The organism is Actinomadura sp. K4S16, assembly GCF_008327685.1.
Taxonomy (GTDB): domain Bacteria; phylum Actinomycetota; class Actinomycetes; order Streptosporangiales; family Streptosporangiaceae; genus Spirillospora.
The window spans coordinates 1,351,162-1,375,805 of sequence record NZ_BDDE01000010.1 but is presented as its reverse complement, the minus strand read 5'-3'; the positions used below and the strand labels follow the sequence as shown (position 1 = coordinate 1,375,805).

21 protein-coding genes are annotated in these 24,644 nt (G+C 73.8%); 11 read left to right on the top strand and 10 right to left on the bottom strand.

What is annotated here, in order from left to right; genetic code table 11:
- Both K4S16_RS07205 and K4S16_RS07200 read right to left on the bottom strand, forming a co-directional pair.
- On the bottom strand, nt 1-494 hold a 494-nt coding region (locus K4S16_RS07205; protein WP_235036619.1), incomplete at its 3' end, for a maltotransferase domain-containing protein.
- A 191-nt stretch (nt 495-685) separates the two neighbouring features.
- On the bottom strand, nt 686-1,267 hold the full coding sequence (locus K4S16_RS07200) for a hypothetical protein (protein WP_149257925.1): 582 nt from the start codon (nt 1,265-1,267) through the stop codon (nt 686-688).
- 318 nt (nt 1,268-1,585) lie between these two features.
- Here K4S16_RS07200 and glgP point away from each other — a divergent pair, with 318 nt between their 5' ends.
- A complete protein-coding gene (glgP, locus tag K4S16_RS07195) occupies nt 1,586-4,183 on the top strand; it encodes an alpha-glucan family phosphorylase (RefSeq protein WP_149257924.1) in 2,598 nt (865 codons plus the stop codon).
- Here the strand turns inward: glgP and K4S16_RS07190 are convergent.
- A complete protein-coding gene (locus tag K4S16_RS07190; protein ID WP_149257923.1) occupies nt 4,180-4,755 on the bottom strand; it encodes a hypothetical protein in 576 nt (191 codons plus the stop codon). The two genes, glgP and K4S16_RS07190, sit on opposite strands and share 4 nt — an antisense overlap.
- The gene (locus tag K4S16_RS07185; RefSeq protein ID WP_235036618.1) at nt 4,755-5,012 is read right to left on the bottom strand and encodes a helix-turn-helix transcriptional regulator; all 258 of its coding nucleotides are present in this window, start codon (nt 5,010-5,012) and stop codon (nt 4,755-4,757) included. The genes K4S16_RS07190 and K4S16_RS07185 overlap by 1 nt, the downstream gene beginning before the upstream one ends.
- Before the next feature lie 115 nt (nt 5,013-5,127).
- Here K4S16_RS07185 and K4S16_RS07180 point away from each other — a divergent pair, with 115 nt between their 5' ends.
- Nucleotides 5,128-6,297: a sensor histidine kinase gene (locus K4S16_RS07180; RefSeq protein WP_235036617.1), complete on the top strand. Its 1,170-nt coding sequence runs from the start codon at nt 5,128-5,130 to the stop codon at nt 6,295-6,297.
- Nucleotides 6,298-6,300: 3 nt separating this feature from the next.
- Here the strand turns inward: K4S16_RS07180 and K4S16_RS07175 are convergent, their stop codons facing one another.
- From K4S16_RS07175 to K4S16_RS07165, 3 genes are all read right to left on the bottom strand, one after another.
- A complete protein-coding gene (locus tag K4S16_RS07175; RefSeq protein ID WP_149257920.1) occupies nt 6,301-7,035 on the bottom strand; it encodes an ATP-binding cassette domain-containing protein in 735 nt (244 codons plus the stop codon).
- 152 nt (nt 7,036-7,187) lie between these two features.
- Nucleotides 7,188-7,979 (bottom strand): SWIM zinc finger family protein, encoded by a 792-nt coding sequence (locus tag K4S16_RS07170; RefSeq protein ID WP_149257919.1) that lies wholly within the window; start codon nt 7,977-7,979, stop codon nt 7,188-7,190.
- Nucleotides 7,979-10,978: a DEAD/DEAH box helicase gene (locus K4S16_RS07165; protein WP_149257918.1), complete on the bottom strand. Its 3,000-nt coding sequence runs from the start codon at nt 10,976-10,978 to the stop codon at nt 7,979-7,981. Before K4S16_RS07165 ends, K4S16_RS07170 begins: the two co-directional genes overlap by 1 nt.
- A 101-nt stretch (nt 10,979-11,079) precedes the next feature.
- Between K4S16_RS07165 and K4S16_RS07160 the strand changes: the two genes are divergently transcribed.
- On the top strand, nt 11,080-11,862 hold the full coding sequence (locus K4S16_RS07160) for an enoyl-CoA hydratase/isomerase family protein (protein ID WP_149257917.1): 783 nt from the start codon (nt 11,080-11,082) through the stop codon (nt 11,860-11,862).
- A 19-nt stretch (nt 11,863-11,881) separates the two neighbouring features.
- Here the strand turns inward: K4S16_RS07160 and K4S16_RS07155 are convergent, their stop codons facing one another.
- Nucleotides 11,882-12,271 carry a helix-turn-helix domain-containing protein gene (locus tag K4S16_RS07155; protein ID WP_235036616.1) on the bottom strand — a complete coding sequence of 130 codons (390 nt, stop codon included), beginning with the start codon at nt 12,269-12,271 and terminating at the stop codon, nt 11,882-11,884.
- An 81-nt stretch (nt 12,272-12,352) separates the two neighbouring features.
- On the opposite strand from K4S16_RS07155, the gene K4S16_RS07150 reads away from it, so the two are divergent.
- From K4S16_RS07150 to K4S16_RS07115, 8 genes are all read left to right on the top strand, one after another.
- Nucleotides 12,353-13,036, top strand: coding sequence for an NADPH-dependent F420 reductase (locus K4S16_RS07150; protein WP_149257916.1), 684 nt, complete (start codon nt 12,353-12,355; stop codon nt 13,034-13,036).
- A gap of 75 nt (nt 13,037-13,111) precedes the next feature.
- Entirely contained in the window at nt 13,112-13,879 is a 768-nt protein-coding gene (locus K4S16_RS07145; RefSeq protein ID WP_149257915.1) for an SDR family oxidoreductase, read from the top strand.
- Nucleotides 13,880-14,052: 173 nt separating this feature from the next.
- Entirely contained in the window at nt 14,053-15,000 is a 948-nt protein-coding gene (locus tag K4S16_RS07140) for an acyl-ACP desaturase (RefSeq protein WP_149257914.1), read from the top strand.
- A 243-nt stretch (nt 15,001-15,243) separates the two neighbouring features.
- The gene (locus tag K4S16_RS07135; protein WP_149257913.1) at nt 15,244-16,056 is read left to right on the top strand and encodes a serine/threonine-protein kinase; all 813 of its coding nucleotides are present in this window, start codon (nt 15,244-15,246) and stop codon (nt 16,054-16,056) included.
- A 48-nt stretch (nt 16,057-16,104) separates the two neighbouring features.
- The gene (locus K4S16_RS07130) at nt 16,105-18,000 is read left to right on the top strand and encodes a serine/threonine-protein kinase (protein ID WP_149257912.1); all 1,896 of its coding nucleotides are present in this window, start codon (nt 16,105-16,107) and stop codon (nt 17,998-18,000) included.
- Between the two features lie 61 nt (nt 18,001-18,061).
- Nucleotides 18,062-19,378 (top strand): hypothetical protein, encoded by a 1,317-nt coding sequence (locus K4S16_RS07125; protein WP_149257911.1) that lies wholly within the window; start codon nt 18,062-18,064, stop codon nt 19,376-19,378.
- A 275-nt stretch (nt 19,379-19,653) separates the two neighbouring features.
- Nucleotides 19,654-20,433: an electron transfer flavoprotein subunit beta/FixA family protein gene (locus K4S16_RS07120; RefSeq protein WP_149257910.1), complete on the top strand. Its 780-nt coding sequence runs from the start codon at nt 19,654-19,656 to the stop codon at nt 20,431-20,433.
- 21 nt (nt 20,434-20,454) lie between these two features.
- Nucleotides 20,455-21,405, top strand: coding sequence for an electron transfer flavoprotein subunit alpha/FixB family protein (locus tag K4S16_RS07115; protein ID WP_149257909.1), 951 nt, complete (start codon nt 20,455-20,457; stop codon nt 21,403-21,405).
- 48 nt (nt 21,406-21,453) lie between these two features.
- Here the strand turns inward: K4S16_RS07115 and K4S16_RS07110 are convergent, their stop codons facing one another.
- Both K4S16_RS07110 and K4S16_RS07105 read right to left on the bottom strand, forming a co-directional pair.
- Nucleotides 21,454-23,295, bottom strand: coding sequence for a serine/threonine-protein kinase (locus tag K4S16_RS07110; protein ID WP_149257908.1), 1,842 nt, complete (start codon nt 23,293-23,295; stop codon nt 21,454-21,456).
- 49 nt (nt 23,296-23,344) lie between these two features.
- A complete protein-coding gene (locus K4S16_RS07105; protein ID WP_149257907.1) occupies nt 23,345-24,571 on the bottom strand; it encodes an MFS transporter in 1,227 nt (408 codons plus the stop codon).
- Nucleotides 24,572-24,644: the final 73 nt, after the last annotated feature.

Below are 24,644 nucleotides of genomic sequence, written 5' to 3'. Positions count from 1 at the left end.
GGATGCCGCTCCAGGACGTCCTCGACGTCGGGATCGGCCACGGCCTCCATCCGGTCGACGGCCGGCACGGTCTCGTCCGCGAGCCGCTTGGCCAGCCGCTCCACGGTCGGGCGGTCCTTGCCCGGGACGGCCTCCGCCGCGCGCGCGAACAGCACCGACCCCTCGGCGAGCATCAGCTCGACGTCCTGCCCCCGCGGAACCTTGATCTCCGCGTCGTGCCGCCAGTGCGCGATCGGATCACCCCAGGCCTCCACCCGGAACGACCACGACCCCATCTCCGTCGGCGTCACCAGCGCCGACCACCGGTCCAGCCCGACCCCCACCTCGCTCATCCGCTGCGGCGCCAGCTCCTCACCCTCCGGCGTGCGCAGCACCACCGCCGCGCCCAACCGCTCGTGCCCCTCACGGAACACCGTCGCCGACACCTCGACCGTCTCACCCGCCACCGCCTTCGCCGGCCACCGGCCGCACCCCACTACCGGTTCGACGTTCACGATCGGAATGCGACCAAGCCTCGGAATGCCGGGCATGCTGGACGTTCCGGACTCGACGTGCATGTGCCATCTCCTACCCGTGCGAGACTTCCGAAACGTCTCCTGCCCGGGAAGGGGCCTTTAGCGTCCTGATTTTTTCGACAACTTTGTGCGACGCATCAACCGCGCAGGGTTGCGGTCGCGTAGGGCCGTCACCGGGTGGGCCGCGCAGTCGGAGAGATCGGCGGGTCCGCCGACGTGACCTTGCCGGCGGCGTCCACGCACCTGCTGAACCCGCCGATCACCAGCGTCCCGTCGCCGGTGGTGCCGCTGAGCAGGATCTCCAGGTACATCCCCCGCCGGACGGCGATGAGCTTGCCGACGTCGTCGCCGAGGGCCCAGCCGTCCCCCCGGAGCCGCTCCTTGACCGCGGCGTCCCTTGCGGCCGCCCCGTCCGGCCCGCGGTATTCCAGGCGCACCGCGTACTCCCAGTTGAGTTCGGCGGGCGCGCGCTCCGGGTCGTCCGGATCGTGGAAGCGGCACTGGTGGTCGTGGTCGCGGAGCACCGTCCGGGCCGTGCGCCCCTCGGCCGGGACGACGCCCGCCAGGCCGTCGACGGCGGTCCGGACCGCGGTCGCCTGCCGGTGCAGCAGCGGACGCTTCGCACTGGGGAACGGGCTCGGCGGCACGTCCGGGGACGCGACGAGGTTCCCGCACGACGTGAGCGCCAGCGCCAGGACAACGGTCAGCGCGGGCGCCAGGGCCCGCCGGACACCGCGATGGTCGGTGCGCACCGGCTCTCCTTCTTCCGCCCCGCGACGGCGCGCGGAGCATGTAGTGGTCTGCGGCTTTGACGGCGCGATGACCTGGTGTGATCGCCACTGGCCGACCTCGGCCAGCGGGGAACCGGTCTGGGGAAGGTCGAGTTTGGGCAAACGGTGGGCCGGGCCGCGAGGCCCCGCGCCGGCGACGAGCGGCCGCGGCGGGGCGCGAACCCCTGTGGCCGTGGGGCTCCGGGGACTCCTGCCATCGCCGGGACGACCGATCCGGAAGGTGAGGGTGTGGTCCCCGCCGTCGCGTCCATGCCCCCGAAGCGCATAGCGTGGCGTTGCGTGAAGGCAATCCGACGTTTCACGGTACGCACCGTCCTTCCCGAGCCCCTCAGGCAGCTCGAGGAGCTGGTCCTCAACCTGCGCTGGTCGTGGCACCACGAGACGCTCGACCTCTTCCGCGACGTGGACCCGGCGCTCTGGAAGGCCGTCCACCACGATCCCGTCCGGCTGCTCGGCGAGGTCGCCCCCGAGCGGCTCGCGCGGCTGGCGGAGGACCGGCGGTTCCTGCGGCGCCTCCAGGACACCGCCGAAGACCTGCACGAGTACCTGACGGCGCCGCGCTGGTACCAGTCGCGGCCCGGGGACTCACCGGTGAGCATCGCCTACTTCTCGCCCGAGTACGGGATCACCGCCGCGCTGCCGCAGTACTCGGGGGGCCTCGGCATCCTCGCCGGCGACCACCTGAAGACCGCGAGCGACCTCGGCGTCCCCATCGTCGGGGTCGGACTCCTCTACCGGCACGGCTACTTCTCCCAGTCGCTGTCGCCGGACGGCTGGCAGCTTGAGCGCTACCCCCCGATCGACCCCAACGGGCTGCCCCTCACGCTCCTCCGCGAGCGGGACGGAACCCCGGTGCGCGTCGTCATCGGCCTCCCCAAGGGCGGCGGCCTGCACGCGCAGGTCTGGATCGCGCGGGTCGGCCGCGTCCCGCAACTGCTCCTCGACTCCGACGTGGAGGAGAACGACCAGGCGGCGCGCGACGTCACCGACCGGCTGTACGGCGGAGGCGGCGACCACCGGCTGCTCCAGGAGATGCTGCTCGGCATCGGCGGCGTGCGGGCGATCCGCGCGTACTGCCGCATCACCGGGCACCCGGCGCCGGAGGTGTTCCACACCAACGAGGGCCACGCGGGGTTCCTCGGCCTGGAGCGCATCCGCGAGCTCGCCAAGGAGGAGGGGCTGAGCTTCGACGAGGCGCTGGAGGCGACCCGCGCGGGCACGGTGTTCACCACCCACACGCCCGTCCCGGCCGGCATCGACCGGTTCCCCCGCGACCTCATCTCCCGCTACTTCGGCGGCTCGAACGAGGAGGAGCAGGTCCCCGTCGACCGGATCCTCGCGCTCGGCGCCGAGGACTACCCCGGCGGCGACCGCACCGTGTTCAACATGGCCGTGATGGGGATGCGGCTGGCGCAGCGCGTCAACGGTGTCAGCAGGCTCCACGGCGAGGTCAGCCGGGAGATGTTCGGCGGGCTGTGGGGCGGGTTCGACACCGCCGAGGTCCCCATCGGGTCCATCACCAACGGCGTGCACGCGGGCACCTGGGTCGCCCGCGAGGTGCTCGAGTTCACCGCGCGGGAGCTGCCCGCGGTGATGGAGTCCGGGCGCGGCTGGGAAGCCGTCCGGGGCGTCCCCGAGCCGGAGGTCTGGCGCATGCGGAACCTGCTGCGGCGCCGCCTCGTGATGGACGCGCGCCGCCGGCTGCGCGAGTCGTGGCGCCAGCGCGGCGCCAGCGAGGCCGAGACGTCCTGGATCGACGACGCCCTCGACCCCGACGTCCTGACGATCGGGTTCGCGCGGCGCGTCCCGTCCTACAAGCGGCTCACGCTGATGATGAGCGACCCCGACCGGCTCCGCTCGATCCTGCTGGACCCCGACCGGCCCGTGCAGATCGTCATCGCCGGGAAGGCCCACCCCGCCGACGAGGGCGGCAAGCGGCTCATCCAGGAGATCGTGCGGTTCACCGGGTCCGAGGACGTCCGGCACCGGATCGTGTTCCTGCCCGACTACGACATGGCGCTCGGGCAGCTCATGGTGCAGGGCTGCGACGTGTGGATGAACAACCCGCTGCGCCCGCTGGAGGCGTGCGGCACGTCCGGGATGAAGGCGGCGCTGAACGGCGGGCTGAACCTGTCGATCCGCGACGGCTGGTGGGACGAGTGGTACGACGGCCAGAACGGCTGGGCGATCCCCTCCGCCGACGGCCTCGCCACCCCCGACCGGCGGGACGAGCTGGAGGCCGCCGCCCTGTACGAGCTGATCGAGGACCACGTGTCCGTCACGTTCTACGACCGGGACTCGGCCGGGATGCCGCGCCGCTGGCTGGAGATGGTCAAGCACACCATCGCCACCGTCGGCCCGAAGGTCCTCGCGTCCCGGATGCTGCGCGACTACGTCGACGACCTGTACACCCCGGCCGCCGTGGCGGAGCGCTCCATGGTCGCCGACAAGTTCGCGGGCGCCCGCGAGCTGGCGGCCTGGAAGCGGCGGGTCCGCGACGCGTGGCCGCGGGTCGCCGTCGAGCACGTCGAGTCCACCGGGGAGGAGAGCCCGCAGGTCGGCGCGCGGCTGACGGTCCGCGTCGTGGCGGACCTCGGCGGGCTCGCCCCCGAGGACGTCGCCGTCGAGGTCGCCTACGGCCGGGTGGACGACGCCGACGCCCTCGTCGAGCCGTCCTACCTGGAGCTGGCGGACGGCGGCCCGGCGGAGAACGGGCGGCGCCGCTACACCGGTGAGGTCCCGCTCGGACGCAGCGGCGCCTTCGGCTACAGCGTCCGGGTGGTGCCGAACCACCCGCTGCTGCCCGGCCGGACCGAGATGGGCCTCGTCGCGCTGCCGCCCGCGCCGCAGGGCATGACGAACGGCGACCTGCGCTAGCCGTCCTCCCCCTCGTCGTCGGCGGGCGGCGGATCCGGCGTCTGCCAGGCCGCCACGACGAGGGGGAGCAGCGCGTGCGTCGCCAGCAGCGCGAACAGGATCAGGAAGAGCGCGGCGCCGGGGATCTGCGACTCGCGGCCGCCCCGGTCGGCGATCATCGTCACCGCCAGCACGGCGGCCAGCACCAGCGTGGTGGCCCGGTGGGAGGTCGCGAACACGCGGAGCCGCGCCGCGAGCTGCCGCTCGTCCAGCTCCCGTTCCCGCTTGGCGGTCAGCCCGCGGGTCACCGCGATCAACTGGCCGGCCAGCGGCATCCCGCCCACCACCAGGACGCCCAGGATCACGAAGTTCACGATCATCGCGGTGTCGCTCGGGGCCAGCACCCAGGACACCGCGGCGTCCACCCAGAACAGGCCCAGCATGACCGCGCCCGTCCCGGCCAGGATCCGGCGGGGGCGGCGACGCGCGTAACGGGCGGGCAGCCGCCGCTCCAGATCCTCGTCGAGGCAGGCGAGGCGGTCCGCGCGCTTGCGGCGGGACCGCTCCACCCATCCGGCGGTGCGGTTCGTCATCACGTGTCTCCGATCCTCGGGAACGGCTTCAGGGAGAAGACGACCTCGACCGGCACCTCGAAGTACTCGGCGATGCGCAGGGCGAGGTGGAGGCTGGGGCTGTACTCGCCCCGTTCCAGGTAACCGACCGTCTGGTAGTGGACGCCCAGCGCGGCGGCGAGGTCGCGGCGGGAGACGCCGCGCTCCGCCCTCAGCACCGGGATCCGGTTGTAGACGGTCTCCTTCTCGGCGGACACCGGGCCAGTCTTGCGGATCACGACCCCCTCTGTACGGGTCCTAGAACAGTTCGCCATAGGACTGCATCCGTTGATAGTAGAAGTACTACATATGATCGCAGACATGCAAGCGAGCGGATCCTGGCAGGATGGACATGTGCGACTTGCTAACCGGCGCGCGCGGCCGCTGCCCTGGCTGCCGACCGGGCGCACCGCGGACGCCGCGCTGGCCGGCGGCTTCTTCGCGGTCCTGGCCGCGATGACCCTCGTGTCGGTCAACATGGGCCCGCCCACGCGGATGCCCCTCTACAGCTGGGCGCTGCTGGCGGTCGCGTGCGGCGCGCTGTACTTCCGCCGGAGACGTCCGGTCGCGGTCGCCGCCGTCACGCTCGTCGCCTGCGCCGTCTACTACCCGGTCACCGAGCCGGACGGCCCGGCGGTGCTCACGTTCGTCGTCGCGCTCTACACGGCGGCGTCCGAGGGGTACCTCACCGCGGCCGTCGTGCTCGCGGGGATCTCGGTCGGCGCGACCGTCACCGCCGACGCCCGCGACGACGTCAACCACCTCGCCGACGCGGCCGGCTTCCTGCTCATCGGCTGGTTCGTCGCGGTCGTCGCCATCGGCGGCGTCGTCCGCAACCGGCGCGCCTACCTGCGCGAGGCGGAGGAGCGCGCCCGGGTCGCCGAGCGCGGCCGCGAGGCCGAGGCCCGCCGCCGCGCCATCGAGGAGCGGCTGCGCATCGCCCGCGAGCTGCACGACGTCCTCGGCCACAACATCTCGCTCATCAACGTGCAGGCCACCGCCGCGCTGCACGGCCTGCGCCGCGAGCCGGAGCGCGCCGAGGACGCGCTCACCGCGATCAAGCAGGCCAGCAAGGACGTGCTGCGGGAGATGCGCGCCACCCTCGGCGTGCTGCGGCAGGTCGACGAGGCCGCCCCGGTCACGCCCGCCCCCGGCCTCGCCCGGCTGGACGAGCTGACCCGCGGCATCACCGCCGTCGGCGTCGAGATCCGCACCGAGGTCGAGGGGGAGCCGCGCCCGCTGCCCGCCGAGGCCGACCTCGCCGCGTTCCGGATCGTCCAGGAGGCGCTCACGAACGTGACCCGGCACTCCGGCGCGACCTCGGCCGCCGTCCGCATCCGCTACGGCGCCGACCACGTCGTCCTCAGCGTCGAGGACGACGGAACGCCCGGATCGAGCCCGCCGTCGGCCGACGGCAGCGGCATCCGCGGCATGCGGGACCGCGCCGAGACCCTCGGCGGCACCCTGGACGCCGGCCCCGCCCCCAACGGCGGCTTCACCGTCCGCGCCCGCCTCCCCCTCTGAGGGCTACACGGCCTTGGATGTCGGGGGGTGGGCAGTGGTCATCGGGGGCCAGAAGCGGGTGGCGGTGGGCGGTCTGCGGGTCGGGATCATGCCGGTGGGGCCCGCGTCGGCCGTCGGTTGCACGTTTCGGGCCCGGTCGACGACGCCGATGCGGTCGGCTCGGCGGGCCTCGGCGGCGTCGCGCGTGGTGAGGAGGACGGTCGTGCCGGCGGCGGCGATCCGGCGCAGCGTCGCCCAGATCTGGTGGATCGTTCCACTGTCGAGGCCGGACGTGGGCTCGTCCAGGAACAGCACGTCCGAGCGGTCCAGCAGCGCCAGCGACAGGTCGAGCCGCCGCCGCTGCCCGGGCGTCAGCCGCTCGAACCGCACCCCCGCGGCCCTCTCCAGGCCGGTCAGCGCGAGCGCCTCCTCCGCCGTCAGCGGGTCCAGCGTCCAGCGGTGCCGGCCTTCGACGATCTCCGAGACGGTGAGGCCGGGGAACAGCCCCTCGTCCCGCCACACCGTGCCGATCCGCAGGCCCTCCCGCGCCGCGTACGGGTCGGCGCCGAGGATCCGCACCGTGCCGCGGCAGGGGCGGCGGAGTCCCGCGAGCGCCTCCAGCAGCGGGGTCTTGCCCGAGCCCTGGTGGCCGAGCAGCGCGTAGACCTCGCCCTCCGGCACCGCGAACGAGAAGTCCCCGACCGTCCGGGCGCCGCAGCGGACGCGCAGCCCCCGCGCCTCCACGACGATTCCGCTCATCCCTCGTAACTCCCCCCATGAGGTGCGGGTCCCGGCCCTCCCCGGAGCGCCCGCATGGCAGGAGGCTACGGAGCGAACCCGCCGGTAGGCGGCCGAGCCGCGCCGGCGTTCGCACTCCGTAAGATCATCCGTGGCCCGGCGGAGCCCTCGGATCAGTCGTCGTCCTGCGCGGCGAGCGCCTCGTAGGCGGGGGCCAGGACGTCCGGCAGCGCGCGGCGGCGGACGCGGACCGGCGGGGGAGTGGCGACCTGGAGCACGAACCCCGGCGGGACCGGCGGCGCGGGCGGGCGCTCGCGGAGCCGGGCCAGGCCGGACGGCGGCGTCCAGAACCCGGCGGCGGTGAGCGGCTCGTCCTCCATCTCCAGCGGGTCGGGCTCGGTCGCGGTGGCGCGGCGGAGCGCGCCGAGCAGCTGGTCGCGCCGCCGGCCGTTCCACTGGAGGATGAGGAACGGGTCGTCGTCGAACGCCTCGGCCAGCAGGTACAGGACGGCGGCCGCGTGCTTGCACGGGTCGCCCCAGTCGGGGCAGTCGCACATCAGGTGCAGGTCGGACGCCGCGCCCGGGAACAGCGCCAGCCCCAGCTCGGCGAACACCCACTCGATCTCGGGCGGCATCTCCCCGGCCAGCAGCCGGGCCCGGAAGAGCGCGCGCGACGCCAGCTCGGCCTCCACCGCCCGCCAGCCGTCCTCGTCGATCGCCTCGATGCCGAGCGCCACCTCGTACGGCTCCGGCGCCGAGCCCCGCACCTTCGCGGTCACCTCGTACGCCTCCACCCGCAGGTCGAACACGTTGCCCTTGCGGGCGTACGTGCGGCCCCGCTGGAGCCGGCCGGCGTCGGCGAACGACTCCACCAGGTCGATGAAGCGACGCGACCACCACCGCGCGCCGATCGACCCCCGCCTGGTGCGCGCCCTGATGCCCCCGTCGTCCGGCCGCTCGTCCATCAGTCGCTCACCGCCTCCGGCGACAGCCGCAGGACGTCGCGCAGCTCGGCGACCGACAGCTCGGTCAGCCAGTCCTCGCCGGTGCCGACGATCGACTCGGCCAGGGCCTTCTTTCGTTCGATCATCTCGTCGACGCGCTCCTCCATCGTCCCGACGCAGATGAACTTGCGGACCTGGACGTTGCGGGTCTGCCCGATGCGGAACGCCCGGTCGGTGGCCTGGTCCTCGACGGCGGGGTTCCACCATCGGTCGACGTGCACCACGTGGTTGGCGGCGGTCAGCGTCAGGCCCGTCCCGGCGGCCTTGAGGGACAGCAGGAAGACGGCGGGCTCGGCGTCCTCCTGGAAGCGCTGGACGAGGTCGTCGCGCGCCTGCTTGGACGTCCCGCCGTGCAGCCACAGCACCGGGCGTTCGAGCCGCGCCGCCAGGTAGGGCTGGAGCATCGACCCGAACTCGGCGTACTGGGTGAACACGAGGGCCTTCTCGCCCTGCTCCAGCACCTCGGCGCAGATCTCCTCCAGCCGTTCGAGCTTGCCCGACCTGCCGGGCAGGCGCGAGCCGTCCTTGAGCAGCTGCGCCGGATGGTTGCAGACCTGCTTGAGCTTGGCCATCGTCGCGAGCACCAGCCCGCGCCGCTTGGCCTCCTCCGCCTCGGCGATCTGCTGGAGCATGTCGTCGACGGTGGCCCGGTAGAGCGACGCCTGCTCGGTCGTCAGGTTGCAGTAGACCTTGATCTCCTGCTTCTCCGGCAGGTCCGTGATGATCGACCTGTCGGTCTTGAGGCGCCGCAGGACGAACGGCTGCGTCGCCCGCCTGAGCGCCAGCGCCGCCTGCTCGTCGCCCTCCCGCTCGATCGGGATCGCGAACCGCCGCCGGAACTCGGCGCGCGGCCCCAGCAGCCCCGGGTTAGCGAACTCCATGATCGACCACAGTTCGGTCAGGTGGTTCTCCACCGGCGTGCCGGTGAGCGCGATCCGGCTGCGCGCCGGGATGCTCCGCACCGCCCTGGCCTGCCGCGTCCCGCTGTTCTTGAGCGCCTGCGCCTCGTCGCAGATGACCCGCTCCCACGCGATCGCGGCGAGCATCTCCGCGTCGCGCGCCGCCGTCCCGTACGTGGTGAGCACCAGGTCGGCGCCCGCCACCGCGGCGGCGAGGTCCTCACCCCGGTGCCGCCCCGTGCCATGGTGGACGTACACCCGCAGCTTGGGCGTGAACCGAGCCGCCTCCCGCTGCCAGTTCCCCACCAGCGACATGGGAACGATCGCGAGTGTCGGCGGCGGGGTTGCGCCGTCATTTCGTTCGTGAATTAGCAGCGAGAGCACCGAAATCGTCTTCCCGAGCCCCATGTCGTCCGCGAGAAGGGCGCCGAGGCCGAGATCGTTCATGAACGTCAGCCAGGCGAGCCCGCGCTCCTGGTAGGGGCGCAGCTCGGCGTCCAGGTCGTCGGGGGTGCGCATGGGGGTGAGGCGGCGGTCGGCTTCGCCGGAGAGGAGGTCGCCCAGTGAGCCTGCCGCGTCGACCTCGGTGAGGGGGAGGACGTCGTCGCCGGCGTGGACGATCGCGCGGATCGCCTCGGCGGCGGTCATGCGGCCGCGGCGCGGGTGGCGCAGGAAGTCGAGGGCCGCCTCCAGCTGCCGCTCGTCAAGCTCCACCCACTGGCCGCGCAGCCGGACGAGCGGCGTCTTCAGCCGGGCCAGCTCCTCCAGTTCGGCCTCGTCGATGCTCTCGTCGCCGATGGCGAGGTCCCAGCGGAAGTCGACCATCGATTTCAGGTCGAAGCCCGAGGGAGCTGCCGACCCTGAGGACGCCTCCGGGTCCTCGTTGCGGGTGGTGAGCTTCATGCCGAGCTTCGCCTTGCCCGCCCACTGGGGGAGCAGGACGCCGAAGCCCGCGGCGGCGAGCATTGGGGCCGCCTGGCGGAGGAAGCGGAACGCGCCCGCCGTGTCGAGCAGGAGCTCGGCCGGGGTGGGGCCGTCGAGGGCGGGCGCCAGCTCCGGGTAGAGGCGCAGAGCGCGGCCGAGGCCGGCGAGGAGCGTCTCCTCCGCCTGCGGGATCGAGGTGGCCTCCCCTTCCCAGACCATCGCGGCGGGGACGTAGAGGCTCGGGTCGTCGGTGCCCTGGAGGGCGAACTCCACCCGCCACGTGTCGCCCTCGCGGGGTTCGGCGCCCTCCTCGAACTCCTCGGCGCCCGGTTCGGCGAGGCGGAAGCAGGCCCGCAGCGGGCCGGACGGGCGGCGCGCTGCGGCGGCCCACGCCTCCAGCTCGGCGATCAGGTCGTCGGGGTCGTCGCGGGGTTCGCGGGCGACCTCTGCGGACGGGCCGGTGAGCGCCATCACCCAGCGCTCGGCGAGCGGCAGCCGGTCGGGCTCCTTGCGCCGCGACACCAGCAGCGGATGCGGCACCACGCCCCGCACCGCCGTGTCGACCAGGGCGGACAGCGCCTCGCGCAGGACCTCGGCGGCGGGGCGCCCGCCGTCCGCGGCGCGGCAGGCGGCGGGCATGGCGCGGGCCAGCGCGCGGAACCGCGCCGGGTCGTCGAGGACCGGGCGCCAGCGGGCCACGAGGTCGCCGTCCTCGCGCAGCAGGGCGGGCAGGACGTGGCCGCGCCCGGCGAGGTGCACCGCCTCGTCGGCGACCATGCACAGGAAGCGCAGGTCGGTGCCCGCGATCACGTCGGCGCCGTGCTCGGCCTTCTGCAGCAGCGCCATCGCGGGGAACGGCGCGAGGACCAGGGCGGGGACCCGCCACGGGCGCAGCTCGGGCTCGCCGCTCACCGGTTCGGGGCCCAGCTCGGCCGACGGCAGCGGATGGTCGCCCGCGGTGGGCAGTGCCATCGCCAGCTCGACGGGGAACGCGGTGCGCAGGAGCGGCTCGTAGGACGTGCCGGTGAAGTCGCAGGTCGCGAAGGGGTGGACGTCCGGGGAGGGCTCGTACGGGCCGGTGCGTTCGGCCCACAGGCAGAGCGCACCGCCATGCCAGGTGGCGTGGGCGACGAGCATGGTCCCCGAAGCTACCAGCAGCCTCGGACGTCACCGCGCTTCCCGCTCCCTCACTACTAGGCTCGGGGCGTCCGCCATCGGGTTTCATTAGGAGGGTCGCCGTGGGCGAGTTCGTACGGGTCGAGGTCGAGGACGGGATCGCGACGATCAGGCTGGACCGTCCGAAGATGAACGCCCTGAACGCCCAGATGCAGCGGGAGCTGATCGACGCGGCCCGGGAGGTCACCCAGGACGAGGCGGTCGGCGCCGTCGTGCTGTACGGGGGCGAGCGGGTGTTCGCGGCGGGCGCGGACATCAAGGAGATGGCTCCGATGTCGTACGCCGAGATGTCGGCGGGGCACTCGCGGCTGCTGCAGGACTTCGCCAAGGCGCTCGCCGCGATCCCGAAGCCGGTGATCGCCGCGATCACCGGGTACGCGCTCGGCGGCGGGCTGGAGACGGCGCTGACCGCCGACTTCCGGGTCGCGGGCGAGAGCGCGAAGGTGGGGCAGCCGGAGATCCAGCTCGGCATCATCCCGGGCGCGGGCGGCACGCAGCGGCTGTCCCGGCTGATCGGGCCGTCGAAGGCCAAGGACCTGATCTTCTCGGGACGGCACGTCGCGGCGGACGAGGCCCTCGCGATGGGCCTGGTGGACCGGGTCGTCCCGGACGACGCCGTCTACACCGCCGCCAAGGAGTGGGCGGCGACGTTCGTCGGCGGCCCCGCGATCGCGCTGCGCGCCGCCAAGCAGGCCGTCGACCGCGGCCTCGAGGCCGACCTCGACACCGGGCTGGAGATCGAGCGGACGCAGTTCGCGGCGCTGTTCGCCACGGAGGACCAGGCGAACGGGATGAAGAGCTTCATGGAGGAGGGCCCCGGCAAGGCCCGGTTCACCGGTCGCTGAGTTCACCGGGCCCCTGCGTTCACCGTTCGCTGAGCGCGCGGTCCCGCGTGTCGACCACCTCGTCGGCGTAGCGCTCGGTCCAGCGGCCGAGCGCGGCGAGGGGCTCCAGCATGCCGCGCCCCGGCCCGGTCAGCTCGTACTCGACGCGCGGAGGCGCCTCGGCGTAGCGGCGCCGGGTCACCAGCCCGTCGCGTTCGAGGTGGCGCAGCGTCCCGGTCAGCACCTTGTGGCTGATGCCGCCGATCCGCGCCTGCATCTCGCCCGGACGCAAGGGGCCGTGCTGGAGCGTCCACAGCACGACGCCCGCCCAGGTGCCGGACAGCAGGTCGAGGGCGAGCCGCGTACGGCAGTCGGCGGCGAACTCGCTCACGTTCAAGGGCTCGTATTCGTCCATGGGATCGCCCGCCATCCTGCCCCTTCCGATACGCACCGAATGGTGCGAAACGGACCGCCTAACGTCCCGTCCGACGGTAATCGAACGGAGGACGGCATGCGGATCGGAATCCTCGGCGCGGGCGCCATGGCGGACGCCCTCGCGACGCAGTGGGCGCGCAAGGGGCACCAGGTTCGGATCGGGGCGCGCACGCCCGCGAAGGCGGTGGCGCTGGCCGACCGGATCGGGCACGGCGCGGCCGGCGGCACGCTCCGGGAGGCGGCGGAGTTCGGCGAGGCGGTGCTCCTCGCCGTCTGGCACGAGGGCGTGCAGGACGTCCTGCGCGAGGCGGGGCCGCTGGAGGGGCGGGTGCTGATCGACTGCACCAACCCGATGGAGCCGCCGTTCGAGCGGCTCAAGACGGCGGGCGGCCCGTCCGCGGCGCGGCGGATCGCCGACGCGACCGGCGCGCGGGTCGTCAAGGCCTTCAACACCTGCCACGAGAGCGTGTGGCGGATGACGCCCCCGGTGTTCGCGGGCCGTCCCCTCGGCGTCCCCCTCTGCGGCGACGACGAGGACGCCCTCGCTGTCGTCCGCGGCCTGGTGACCGACCTGGGCTGTGTGCCGATGGACGGCGGAAGCCTGGAAAGGGCCGGGCTCCTGGAGGCGGTGACCGCGTTCATGGTGGGGTTGTGGACGGCGGGCGAGGACCCGGCCGCGATGCTGCCGCCGCCCGAGTACGCTGGGGGCGACCCGGCGCGCACGTCCGAAGACCCGCGCGCGACGGAACTCGCGGGCTGACGGGCTAAAACGTTATTTGCGTTTTTTGGGCGTGCTGCGGGGCTGCGCGAAGATCGCCCGATAGCATCTCCCGCCATGCGACACGCGTACCGGACCGCGCTGGTGACGGGGGCGTCCAGCGGCATCGGCGAGAGCTTCGCCCGCCTCCTGGCCCGCCGCGGCACCGACCTCGTGATCGTGGCGCGCCGGAGCGACCTGCTGGACGGCCTCGCCCGCGACCTCGTCGAGCGGTACCGCGTGGCGGTGGAGGTGCTCGCCGCCGACCTCACCGACCCCGTGCAGCGCGCCGAGGTCGAGGGGCGGCTGCGGGCCGAGCCGGTCGAACTGCTGGTCAACAACGCCGGGTACGGCGCATTTGGAGCGTTCGCGGAACTGCCGCTGGACGACCACCTGGCGCAGATCGAGCTCAACGTGGCCGCGCTGGTGCGGCTCACCCACGCGGCCCTTCCGGGGATGATCGCGCGCGGCCGGGGCGGTGTGCTGAACGTCGCCTCGATGGCGGGGTTCGCGCCCTCGCCCGGCAGCGCGACCTACGGGGCGACGAAGGCGTACGTGGCGTCCTTCTCCGAGAGCCTGCACTCCGAGGTCTCGGGGAAGGGCGTCCACGTGACGGCGCTGTGCCCCGGATTCACCCGCACCGACGACGAAGCCCCGGCCAACGCGCTGTGGCTGCGGCGCGAGGACGTGGCGCGGGCGGGCCTGGAGGCGGTGTCGACCGGCCGCGCGCTGTGCGTCCCCGGCATGCAGTACAAGGCGGCGCTCCCGGCGCTGCGGCTCGTCCCGAGGCCGCTGCTCAGGGCCGCCGTGAACCGCATGTGGCAACAGGCCGCCGACACGCGGTGACGAGACGTCACACCATTTCACGCAGGTCTACAAAAGTTCCCGCGCCCCGCTTGTCGCGGTGGTGACTTGACGGGGGTCGCGCTGACTCGCGACGATCGAACCTACGCTTGAGTAGGTTGTGAACGGCCTGCTGGGCGGCTGCAGGACGACCTCTCGTCAAGCGAAGGAACCGCATGTCCGTGACCCCCGAAGAGAAGTTCCAGACCAGCCTCATGCTCGACCTTGAGCCCGTGGTCGAGAAGGAGCTGAACCGGCACCTGTCGATGGCCAAGGAATGGTTCCCGCACCAGTACGTCCCGTGGAGCGAGGGACGCGACTTCGACGGGCCGCTGGACGGCGAGCCGTGGTCCCTCGAGCAGTCGAAGCTGAGCCTCGAGGCCCGCGAGTCGCTCATCGTCAACCTCCTCACCGAGGACAACCTCCCCGGCTACCACCGCGCCATCGCCACCGTGTTCGGCCGCGACGGCGCCTGGGGCACGTGGGTGAACCGCTGGACCGCCGAGGAGAACCGGCACGGCATCGCCCTGCGCGACTACCTCACCGTGACCCGCGCGGTCGACCCGATCGCGCTGGAGCGCGCCCGCATGCACCACATGGAGGCCGGCTACGAGGCCGACCACGGCGACTCCTTCCTGCACGGGACGGCGTACGTGTCGTTCCAGGAGCTCGCGACCCGCGTGTCGCACCGCAACACCGGCAAGGCGTCCGGCGAGCCCGTCTGCGAGCAGATGATGACCCGCATCGCCGCCGACGAGAACCTCCACATGATCTTCTACCGGAACCTGATGGGCGCCGCGCTCGAGGCCGCCCCGAACGAGACGATGCGGGCGATCACCGACGTCGTGACGTCGTTCCAGATGCCCGGCCACAGCATCGACGGCTTCCTGCGCAAGTCGGTCGTCATCGCCAACGCCGGCATCTACGACCTGCGGCTCCACCACGACGACGTGCTCATCCCGGTCCTGCGCAAGTGGGGCGTCTTCGACCGCACCGACCTGACCGGCGACGGCGAGAAGGCCCGCGAGGAGCTGAACGAGTTCCTGGAGCAGCTCGACGCCGCCGCCACCAAGTTCGAGACCCGCCGCGAAGAACGCCGCGCCCGCCAGGCAGCGCGGCGCTAGCCCAGGGGGGCGACCCCCTGGAACCCCCGTTGCGGGCCGGGCGATCCTCACGCCACGGTGCGGGTGTGTTGTGCCCGTGCGGGTTTGCGGCGTGGCGCTGCGGTCGCCCGGCTCGGCGGGCATGCGCGTTGCGCTCGCTGCGCTCGCTCCACGCGCCTGCCCGCGCGGCCGGCTGAGGTCCGGTCCAGGGTGATCTGAACCGTGGCGGGAACCAGAGGGGCGTTTTCGGGCGTCCAAGGGGGCATGGGGACGCACAGGCGACTGGGCGGGTACCGGTTGCTCGGCGAGATCGGCCGGGGGAGCACGGCGGTGGTCTACCTGGCCATGGACGCCGGCGGCCGGGAGGTCGCGGTCAAGGAGCTCGTTCCGGAGCTCACGGGGGAGCCGGAGGCGATCAGCCGGCTGGCGCGGGAGATGTCGGCGCAGGCGCGGGTGCGCAGCGCCTACGTCGCCCGGCTGCTGGACGGCGCGGTGTCGGCCCAGCGGCCGCACGTGGTCATGCAGTACGTGCCGGGGTGCCCGCTGAACGACCTCGTCGAGGCGTACGGGCCGCTGCGCGGCGACCGGCTCGTCCGGTTCGCGCGGCGGCTGGCGCTGGCGCTCGGGGACGTCCACGACGCGGGCGTGCTGCACCGCGACGTCTCGCCCGGCAACGTGATCGTCCTCGGCGACCGGCCGACGCTGATCGACTTCGGCATCGCGCACGAGTCCGGCGCGGAGCAGATCACGAGGCGCGGCATGGTCGTGGGCACGCCCGCCTACCTGGCGCCCGAGCTGATCGAGGGGGAGCGCGCCACGACCGCGTCGGACGTGTTCTCGTGGGCGTCGACCGCGGCGTACGCGGCGACGGGGCGCCCGCCGTTCGGGCGCGGCTCGCTGCACGGGGTGTGCTTCCGGATCCTGCGCGGCCAGGCCGACCTCGACGGGGTGCCCGAGCCGCTGGCAGGGCTGCTGCGGGCGGCGTTCCGCCGCGACCCCGCGGAGCGCCCCGCCGCCCGCTGGTTCGCCGGCGCGCTGGCCGACGCGGCCAAGGGCGACGGGGTGGTGGCGGCCTGATGGCTGGATCTCCTCCGCGGGATCGGCAAGGGTAGGGTTTCGGAAACGATGAAGGGAGCCGTCACGTCCGGGGACCGAATCGGCCACTACAGCGTCCTGCAGACCCTGGGGGAAGGGGGCATGGGCGTCGTCTACCTCGGCGCCGACCCCGAGGGGCGCAACGTGGCCATCAAGGTGCTGCGGCCCGCGGTCGCGGGGGACGCCACGGCGCGTCGCCGGCTGGCCCGCGAGGTCGACTCGATGCGCAGGGTGCACAGCCCCCACGTCGCCGAGATCCTCGACGCCGACGTGACCGCCGACCAGCCCTACATCGTGACCCAGTACGTGCCCGGCCGGACGCTGGAGGAGATCGTCGAGGAGGCTGGCCCGATCTACGGGCCGGGGCTCCAGCGGCTGGGCGTCGGGCTGGCGTCGGCGCTGTCGGCGATCCACGGCGCCGGGATCGTGCACCGCGACCTGAAGCCCGGCAACGTGATGCTCGTGGACGGCGAGCCCGTCGTGATCGACTTCGGCATCGCGCAGGCCGCCGACGCGACCCGGCTGACCGCGACCGGCATGGTCATCGGCACCCCCGGCTACCTCGCCCCGGAGATCATCGAGGGCGAGGACGCGGGCCCGCCGTCGGACGTGCACGCGTGGGCCGGGACGCTGGCCTACGCCGCGACCGGCCGGCCGCCGTTCGGCTCCGGCACCTTCGAGTCGATCTTCTACAAGATCATGCAGGGCACGCCCGACCTGGACGGCGTGCCCGAGGCGATGCTGCCCGTGCTGCGGTCGGCGATGGCGCGGCACCCGGCCGAGCGCCCGACGGCCGTCAGCCTGGTGCAGCTCACCCGCCGCATCCACCTCGAGGCCACGATCACCGACCAGACGCGCGTCGACCGGCACTACCCGTCGCCGAGCGCGCCCCGGCCTGAGGAGCCGGCGGCCGACCACTCCCGGCAGTTCTCCATGCCGCTGCCGTCGCAGGACCCGCCGTCGCGGTCGCCTTCGTCGTCGACGCCCAGCGGGACGGCGATCCCGTCGCCCGCCCCCGTCCCGGCGCAGCCGAAGGACTTCGTCGGGCAGCTGCCGCCCGCCGCGCCGCCGCCCGTCCCGCCGCCCGGGCCCGCGCCGTTCAAGGCGGGGGAGCAGTACGCGCAGCGCGGCTACGGGCCGCCCGCGCCCTACGACCAGGGGCCCTACCAGGGCGGCTATCCGCCGCAGTACGCGCCTCCGCCGACCCAGCCCCCGCCGGGCGCCCTCCAGCGGGGCCCCGCGGAGGCCAGGCCCGACCAGGCCCGGCCCGACCAGGCACGGCCCGACCGCGCCGCCGGTGCCGACAAGGAGCGGCGCAAGCCCTACGGCTGGTACCGGGTGCTCAGCTTCATCGTCCTTGTGGCGCTGCTCGGGTTCGCCAACATCGCGCCGCTGCTCGCCCTCGGCGTCACCGTCGTCGGCGTGCTCGTCCTGCGGATGGCCGACAAGGCGGCCAAGGGCATGGAGGGCCGGCAGACGCGGCGGGGCCCGCGCTCGGGCGACGCCGTCGCGGCCGCGTTCCGGACGCCGCTGCACCTGCCGGGCGCCCTGATGTCGACCGTGCTGTGGACATCTCTCAGCTTCCTCGCCGGGCTGGTCCTGCTCGCCGTGCTGATCTTCGCCGATCCGAACATGACCGCGTCCAAGGCGATCGCCTACACGGCGATGGCGGTGATCGGGCTGCTGTGCCTCGCGCCGGGCAGCGGCGCGCCCCGCCGCCAGCTCGCCCGCATCTGGGGCGCGCTGCTGCCGCGCGCCGAGGCGGCGCTCGTCGGGGCGCTGATCCTCGGGATCTTCGCCGCGGTGCTGGTCGGCCTGTCGCAGCGGCAGCCGCCCGACACCACGCCGGTGGACGGGATGAGCCAGGACCTGGAGAGCCTGCGGGCCGACGTCCACGACCTCGTGGCGGGCATCCCCGGCACGTGACGCGCGGGCCCTCCCGCTGACCGGGCGCGGCCCCTCTCAGGTCGGTATGGTGGCGACCCATATGAGCGGCGAGACGAGCCATCAGGCGCACATCGGTCCGTACCGGCTGCTGTCCAGGCTGGGCGGCGGAACCGGTGGCGTCCACCGCGCCGCGGGCCCCGACGGCCGCGATGTGGCGATCAGGCTCCTCCCGCCGGGAGCCGTCCCCGACGTGGCGCGGATGCGCGAAGTGCTCAGCCCCTACGTGGCCGACGTCCTGGACGGCGAGGCCGCCGGCCCCCGCTCGTACGTGGTTTTCCGGTTCGTGCCCGGACGGCCGCTCGCGGAGACGGTCGCCGGCCAGGGGCCGATGTCGGGGGACGCGCTGCGCCGCATGGCCTTCGGGCTGGCCAAGGCCCTGGCCGCCATCCACCTGACCGGCCTCGCCCATGGCGAGCTGGGGCCGGGAACCGTCCTGGTCGTGGACGACGCTCCGGTCGTCGTCGACTTCGCGCTGACCGCGGGCGCCGACGCCGCCGACGACGTCCGCGCATGGGCCGCCACGGTGGCGTTCGCCGCCACCGGCCGTCCGGACGCGCCCGCCGACGCGCTGCCCGCCGACCTGCGCCCCCTGGTGGCGGCCGCCTCGCATCCCGACCCCGCCGCCCGTCCGGCCGCGGCCGAACTGGCGGAGGCGGCGTCCCGGCTGAAGCTCCCTGCCGCCCCCTCCGCCCGTCCCGCCGGCGGGCCTCCCACCGCGGCCCCTTCCGCCCCTGGGACGTTCGCGGCCGAGTGGCCGAGCGGGCCCGCCGGGGAGCGCATCGCCTCCGACGGGGCGCGGGAGACGGCGGCGCACGAGATGGCGGTGGCGCAGGGCTGGGCTCGGCTGCTCGCGGCCCTGGTGGTCGTGGCGGGCGTCGGTGTCGTGATCATGCTGCCGATCGCGGGGCTCGCCCTGACGCTGGTCGCGGTGACGCTGCTGCGCGTCGCGGGCACGACGGCGCGCGGCTGGGCGTGGGCGCTCGGGCGGACGCTGCTGACCGTCCCCTACGCGGCGGCCTTCACGGTCGCCGTCCCGCTCGGGCTCGCCGCGGCGTCGGCGGTCGGCGGGAAGCTCGACTCCCTCACCGCCTGTGCTTTCGGCGCCGGAGCCGGGGCCGCGGTGCTGTGGACGGCGCCGGGCGTCAGCGCCCCGCGGCGCCAGCTGGAGCGGATGTTCCTGCCGGTGGCGCTGCGGCCGCGGGCCGTCGCCGCCGCGGTCGTGGGGCTCGGCGTGCTGTGCCTGCTCGTCGGCGTCGGCGCGATGACGATGACGCCGAGCTTCTCCCCGACCTACGGCCTGCAGCGGACGCTGGAGAGCTCCATGGACCGCCTCCAGCACGCCGTCAACAGGGTATGAGGCGTGATGTCCGACACGTCCGATTCGGGACGGCGCATGACCCCCAAACCCGCCGCACACGTGGGTAAGGTCTCACGAACTGGGATTTGCCAGTAGGCTACCGACGAGTAACATTATCGTGCACGGCCCAACCGGGGACCCGGCTCCGAAGCGCGTTCGGGTGTTTGGCAGGCTGTGACTTCGAAAGCGCATGTCCGCGTCGACCCGTCATGGGCGGCGCCCCTCTGCCGCTTACCTCAGCGGCCAACTGAGTGCAGGGAGGTCGGCCACCGGCCATGAACATCGTCGTCCTGGTGAAGCAGGTTCCCGATACGGAGAGCCCGCGCAAGCTGAAGTCCGATGACAGCACGCTCGACCGCGCCGCGGCGGACGGCGTGATCAACGAACTCGACGAGTACGCGATCGAAGAGGCGCTGAGCATCAAGGAGGCCCAGGGCGGCGAGGTGACCGTCCTCACCATGGGCCCCGACAAGGCCACCGACTCCATCCGCAAGTCGCTGGCGATGGGCGCCGACAAGGCCGTCCACCTCGTCGACGACGGGCTGGCCGGATCGGACGCGCTGCAGACCTCCTACGCGCTGCAGCAGGCGCTCGGCCGCACCGGCTTCGACCTGGTGATCCTCGGCGCGGAGTCCACCGACGCGCGCACCGGCGTGCTCGCCGCGATGCTCGCCGAGCGGCTCGGGGTCCCGCAGCTGTCGCTCGCCAACAAGGTCGAGATCGACGGCACGTCCATCAAGGTGCAGCGGCAGACCGACTACGGCTTCGACCGGGTCGAGGCCACCCTGCCCGCGGTGGTGTCCGTCGTGGAGAAGATCAACGAGCCGCGCTACCCCTCGTTCAAGGGGATCATGGCGGCCAAGAAGAAGCCGGTCGAGACGCTCGGCCTCGGCGACGCCGGCATCGACGCGTCCCAGGTCGGCCTGGCGAACGCCGCGACCGAGGTGGTCGACTTCGCCGAGGCGCCGCCGCGCGCGAAGGGCGAGATCGTCACCGACGAGGGCGACGGCGGTGCGAAGATCGCCGAGTTCCTCGCGTCGAAGAAGTTCGTCTGACCGAGGAAGGGGATTGCAACCATGGCCGAGATTCTCGTCCTCGTCGACCACGTCGACGGTGAGGTCAAGAAGGTCACGCTCGAACTGCTGACGCTGGCGAACCGGCTCGGCGAGGCCGCCGCCGTATGGGTCGGCCCGGGCTACGAGAACGCCAAGGACAGGCTCGCCGAGTACGGCGCCGGCAAGGTCTACGTGGCCGCCGACGAGGAGCTCACCTCCTACGTCGTCGCCCCGAAGGCCGCGCTGCTGGCCCAGCTCGTGAGCGAGAAGTCCCCGGCCGCGGTGCTGGTGGCCGCGACCGGCGAGGGCAAGGAGATCGCGGGCCGCCTGGCCGTCAAGACCGGCTCCGGCGTGCTCACCGACGTCGTGGACGTCGCCGACGGCTTCGTCGCCGAGCACTCCATCTTCGGCGGCGGGATCATCGCGCACGCCAAGGTGAAGACGGGCACGCCGATCATCGCCGTGCGGCCGAACTCCGTCGCCCCCGAGGCGGCCCCGGCCACCCCGGCCGAGGAGCAGGTGTCGGTCGCGCTCTCGGACGCCGACAAGGGCGCCCGGATCGTGGAGAAGGTCGTCCAGGAGAAGGGCGAGCGCCCGGACCTGACCGAGGCCGCGATCGTGGTCTCCGGCGGCCGCGGCGTCGGCGGCGCCGAGAACTTCAAGATCATCGAGGGGCTGGCCGACTCGCTCGGCGCGGCCGTCGGCGCCTCCCGCGCCGCGACCGACGCCGGCTGGTACCCGCACTCGTTCCAGGTCGGCCAGACCGGCAAGACGGTGTCGCCGCAGCTCTACGTCGCGGTCGGCATCTCCGGCGCCATCCAGCACCGGGCCGGCATGCAGACCTCGAAGACCATCGTCGCCATCAACAAGGACCCCGAGGCGCCGATCTTCGAGCTCGTCGACTACGGCGTGGTGGGCGACCTGTTCCAGGTCGCGCCGCAGCTCACCGAGGAGATCAGCAAGCGCAAGTGATCCCGCGCGGACGGCCCGGCGACGCTCGCGTCGCCGGGCCGTCCGCGTTCAGGAGCGCTTCGGCGACGGGTACGGGACGGCTTTCAGCAGCGAGGGCTTGAGCATGTCGTCGACCTCGGCGTAGGGCAGGACGGAGTCGCGCAGGCCGCACGCCGACTCGTATCCCAGGGTCGAGCCGTAGAAGGCCACGCGCAGGCCCGTCGGGGTGAGCGCCATGGTGACCTCGCCGGACTTGACGAACGCGGACGGGTTGTCGGTGCCCCGTGGCTGGAAGCCGCCGTCGCGCGGCTGGTCGCTGTAGCAGTAGACCCCCCCGGGCTGGTGCGCCTTGATCCTGCCGTCCAGCGGCTTGAGGCCCTGCTCGGTCGGGACGCGGAACAGGTCGAGCGGTTTGTAGGACGCGCCCGTCCTGAGGTCGACGGTCGCCGCCTGGGACTGGTCCCAGCCCGTCCCGCGCTCGCCGCGCAGCTCGACGGTGTACCAGACCGACAGCAGCCGGTCGCTGCGCAGCAGGATCTTCGGCGTCACGACGTCGGTGTAGGGACCGCGGCCGCCGGACTGCAACCCGTTGCGCGTCTTGGCCCAGCGCTGTTCGAGCGGTGCCCGGAGCGCCTGGTTGATCTTCCGGTTGAGCGCGGCGTCCCCGCCCGTCACCCGCACGACCTGGCCCTGCGCCTGGAACGTTTTGCCGCCGCCGAGGTCCTGCCGCGGCTCGCTGAGAGCGGCCAGCTGCGCCACGAATGGCTTCGCCTTGGGAGCCTGGTCGGCCACCGCCACGTACACCGCCGCCCCGCCGCCCACGGCGACCGCGGCGGCGCCTCCCGCGACGGCGACGGCGCCCTTCGCGCCGAGCGTGCCGATGACGCCCTTGCCCGCCGCGCCCGCCGCGCCGGCGCCGCCCGTTCCGGCCGCGCCCGACCCGGCCGCCCCGGCGGCCCCCGCGGAGCCCGCGGCTCCGGCCGACCCGCCCGCGCCCGCCGCTCCGGCGGCCCCCGCCGAGGCGCCGCCGGAGCCGAGGCCGAGCGCGGTCAGCGGGAACAGCATCGACAGCGCGGCGGCGGTCCCCGCGAGCGTGCGGACGCCGCGCCCTTCCCAGTCGGGCCCGTACGCGCCCGCCGCGACCGACTCCAGCTCGGAGACGAACGCGGCGGCGCCCATCGGCCGCTCCCACGGGTCCTTCGCCAGCCCCCGCTCGATCAGCGGGCGGAGCGGTCCGGGGACGTCCGCCACCGGGATCGGGGCCGTGAGGTGGCGGCCCATCAGCCCGGCCTGGTCCTCGGCGGTGTAGGGGCGGCGCCCCGTGACGCACTCGAAGAACACGCACGCCGCCGCGTACACGTCGGTGGCGGGGGAGGCGGGCTCGTTCCGCCACTGCTCCGGCGCCATGTAGACGGGCGTCCCGGAGCGGCCGGACGCGCCCGCGTCCACCGCGATTCCGAAGTCGATCAGCTTGCTCAGCCCGTCGCCGCGCACGATCACGTTGGCGGGCTTGTAGTCGCGGTGGACGATCCCGAGGCCGTGGGCGGCGGCGAGGCCGAGCAGCGAGCCCTTGAGGAGCGCCAGCGCGGCCTCCGGCGCCAGCGGCCCCCGCTCGGCGAGCACCGACTTCAGCGGCGCCCCGTCCACCGCCTCCATGACGATCGCCGCGCCGTCCGGCGTCTCGACGAGGCCGAAGAGCTGGGCGACGAACGGGTTGCGCAGCCGGCCGAGCAGCTCGGCCTCGCCGCGGAAACGGTCGCGGAACTCCGCGTCCCGGGTGAGGGACGCCGACAGGTACTTGATCGCGGCCGGGCGGCCCGTCGCGTCGTGCCGCGCGAGCACGACGCGACCCTGTGCGCCCTCGCCGAGCACCCGCAGCTCGGTGTAGCCCGGAACCCGCCAGTCGCCCATACCGCCCCCTGTCCGCCCGTTCTGGAAGGGGTTATATCGGATGGCGGCCTCAGGCGGCGACGGGTTCCGGTCGAGCGTCGCCCGGCACCGGGGCCTCCGCGGCCGGCTCGGGGGCCGGGGCGGGGACGGTCACGTCCGCGGTCGCGCGCAGCGGCGCGTACCGGGCGCCCGCCGCGATCAGCAGCGCCAGGACGACGACCACGCCGACGCCGACCCGCAGGGACGTCGCCTCCGACAGGAAGCCGACCACGACGGGGCCGAGCAGCAGGCCGCCGTAGCCCATCGCGCCGACCTGGGCCACGGCTGCGGCGGGACGGTCCGGCGCGGCCGAGCCCGCCAGCGAGATCGTCGTCGGGACGACCGTGCAGACCACGAGGCCGGTCACGAAGAACCCGGCGATCGCCACCGCCGGGACGGGCGCCAGTACGACGACGGTCATGCCCGCCGCGGTGCCGAGGCCCGCGCCGACCAGCAGCCGGCGGGTGCCGACCCGCATCCGGACGCGGTCGCCGACGAGCCGCCCGAGCAGCATCGCCAGCTCGAACACCGGATAGCCGGCCGCGGCGACGGCCTCGGTGGCGCCGAGCTCCTCGTGCAGGAGCAGCCCGCTCCAGTCGGCGATCGACCCCTCGGTCATGAACGCGATGAACGCGAGGACGCCGATCAGGTAGACGGCGGACGGCAGCCGGCGCGCCTTGCGCCCCGTCCCGGACGCGGCCGGCGCGGCGGGGTCGGGCAGGTAGGTGCGGCCGAGCGCGAGGGCGGCGGGCAGCGACAGCAGCGCGGCGGTCAGCACGGTCTCGGTGAACCCGAAGCCGGCCGCGGCCGTCGCGACGCCGAACAGGCCGCCGCTCATCGCGCCGACGCACCAGCCGGCGTGCATGCCGCTCATGACGGACCGGCGGTACGCCTGCTCGACGACGCTGCCCTGCGCGTTCATCGCGATGTCGGTGATCCCGAACGTCATGCCGAACAGCGCGACCGCGCCGAGGAGCACGCCGTAGGTGGGGGCGAGCGCGACGGCCGCGTAGGACACCGCGGTCAGCGGCAGGGCGACCCGCAGGACGGTGCGGCTGCCGGCCCGCGCCATCACGCCGCGCAGCGCCTGCATGGCCGCGATCGCGCCCAGTCCCCAGACGAGGACGACGATGCCGATCTCACCCTCGTTCGTCCCGAACTTGCCGGCCAGCGCGGGCATGCGCGCCACCCACACTCCGGTCAGCAGACCGGCCAGTGCGAAGGTCAGGAACGTCCCCGAACGGGCACGGAACAGCATTGTTCACCTCTTTCTCGGCTGGGCGGGGCGCACCCCGGTGGTGCGGCGGGCGTCGGGGGACGTGCCGCGGCGT

Coding starts and splice junctions, on each gene's coding strand:
- K4S16_RS07190 (WP_149257923.1), bottom strand. CDS start 4,755: ATGACGAACCGCACCGCCGGATGGGTGGAGCGGTCCCGCCGCAAGCGC.
- K4S16_RS07175 (WP_149257920.1), bottom strand. CDS start 7,035: ATGAGCGGAATCGTCGTGGAGGCGCGGGGGCTGCGCGTCCGCTGCGGC.
- K4S16_RS07170 (WP_149257919.1), bottom strand. CDS start 7,979: ATGGACGAGCGGCCGGACGACGGGGGCATCAGGGCGCGCACCAGGCGG.
- K4S16_RS07165 (WP_149257918.1), bottom strand. CDS start 10,978: ATGCTCGTCGCCCACGCCACCTGGCATGGCGGTGCGCTCTGCCTGTGG.
- K4S16_RS07155 (WP_235036616.1), bottom strand. CDS start 12,271: ATGGCGGGCGATCCCATGGACGAATACGAGCCCTTGAACGTGAGCGAG.
- K4S16_RS07150 (WP_149257916.1), top strand. CDS start 12,353: ATGCGGATCGGAATCCTCGGCGCGGGCGCCATGGCGGACGCCCTCGCG.
- K4S16_RS07145 (WP_149257915.1), top strand. CDS start 13,112: ATGCGACACGCGTACCGGACCGCGCTGGTGACGGGGGCGTCCAGCGGC.
- K4S16_RS07140 (WP_149257914.1), top strand. CDS start 14,053: ATGTCCGTGACCCCCGAAGAGAAGTTCCAGACCAGCCTCATGCTCGAC.
- K4S16_RS07135 (WP_149257913.1), top strand. CDS start 15,244: ATGGGGACGCACAGGCGACTGGGCGGGTACCGGTTGCTCGGCGAGATC.
- K4S16_RS07130 (WP_149257912.1), top strand. CDS start 16,105: ATGAAGGGAGCCGTCACGTCCGGGGACCGAATCGGCCACTACAGCGTC.
- K4S16_RS07125 (WP_149257911.1), top strand. CDS start 18,062: ATGAGCGGCGAGACGAGCCATCAGGCGCACATCGGTCCGTACCGGCTG.
- K4S16_RS07120 (WP_149257910.1), top strand. CDS start 19,654: ATGAACATCGTCGTCCTGGTGAAGCAGGTTCCCGATACGGAGAGCCCG.
- K4S16_RS07115 (WP_149257909.1), top strand. CDS start 20,455: ATGGCCGAGATTCTCGTCCTCGTCGACCACGTCGACGGTGAGGTCAAG.
- K4S16_RS07110 (WP_149257908.1), bottom strand. CDS start 23,295: ATGGGCGACTGGCGGGTTCCGGGCTACACCGAGCTGCGGGTGCTCGGC.
- K4S16_RS07105 (WP_149257907.1), bottom strand. CDS start 24,571: ATGCTGTTCCGTGCCCGTTCGGGGACGTTCCTGACCTTCGCACTGGCC.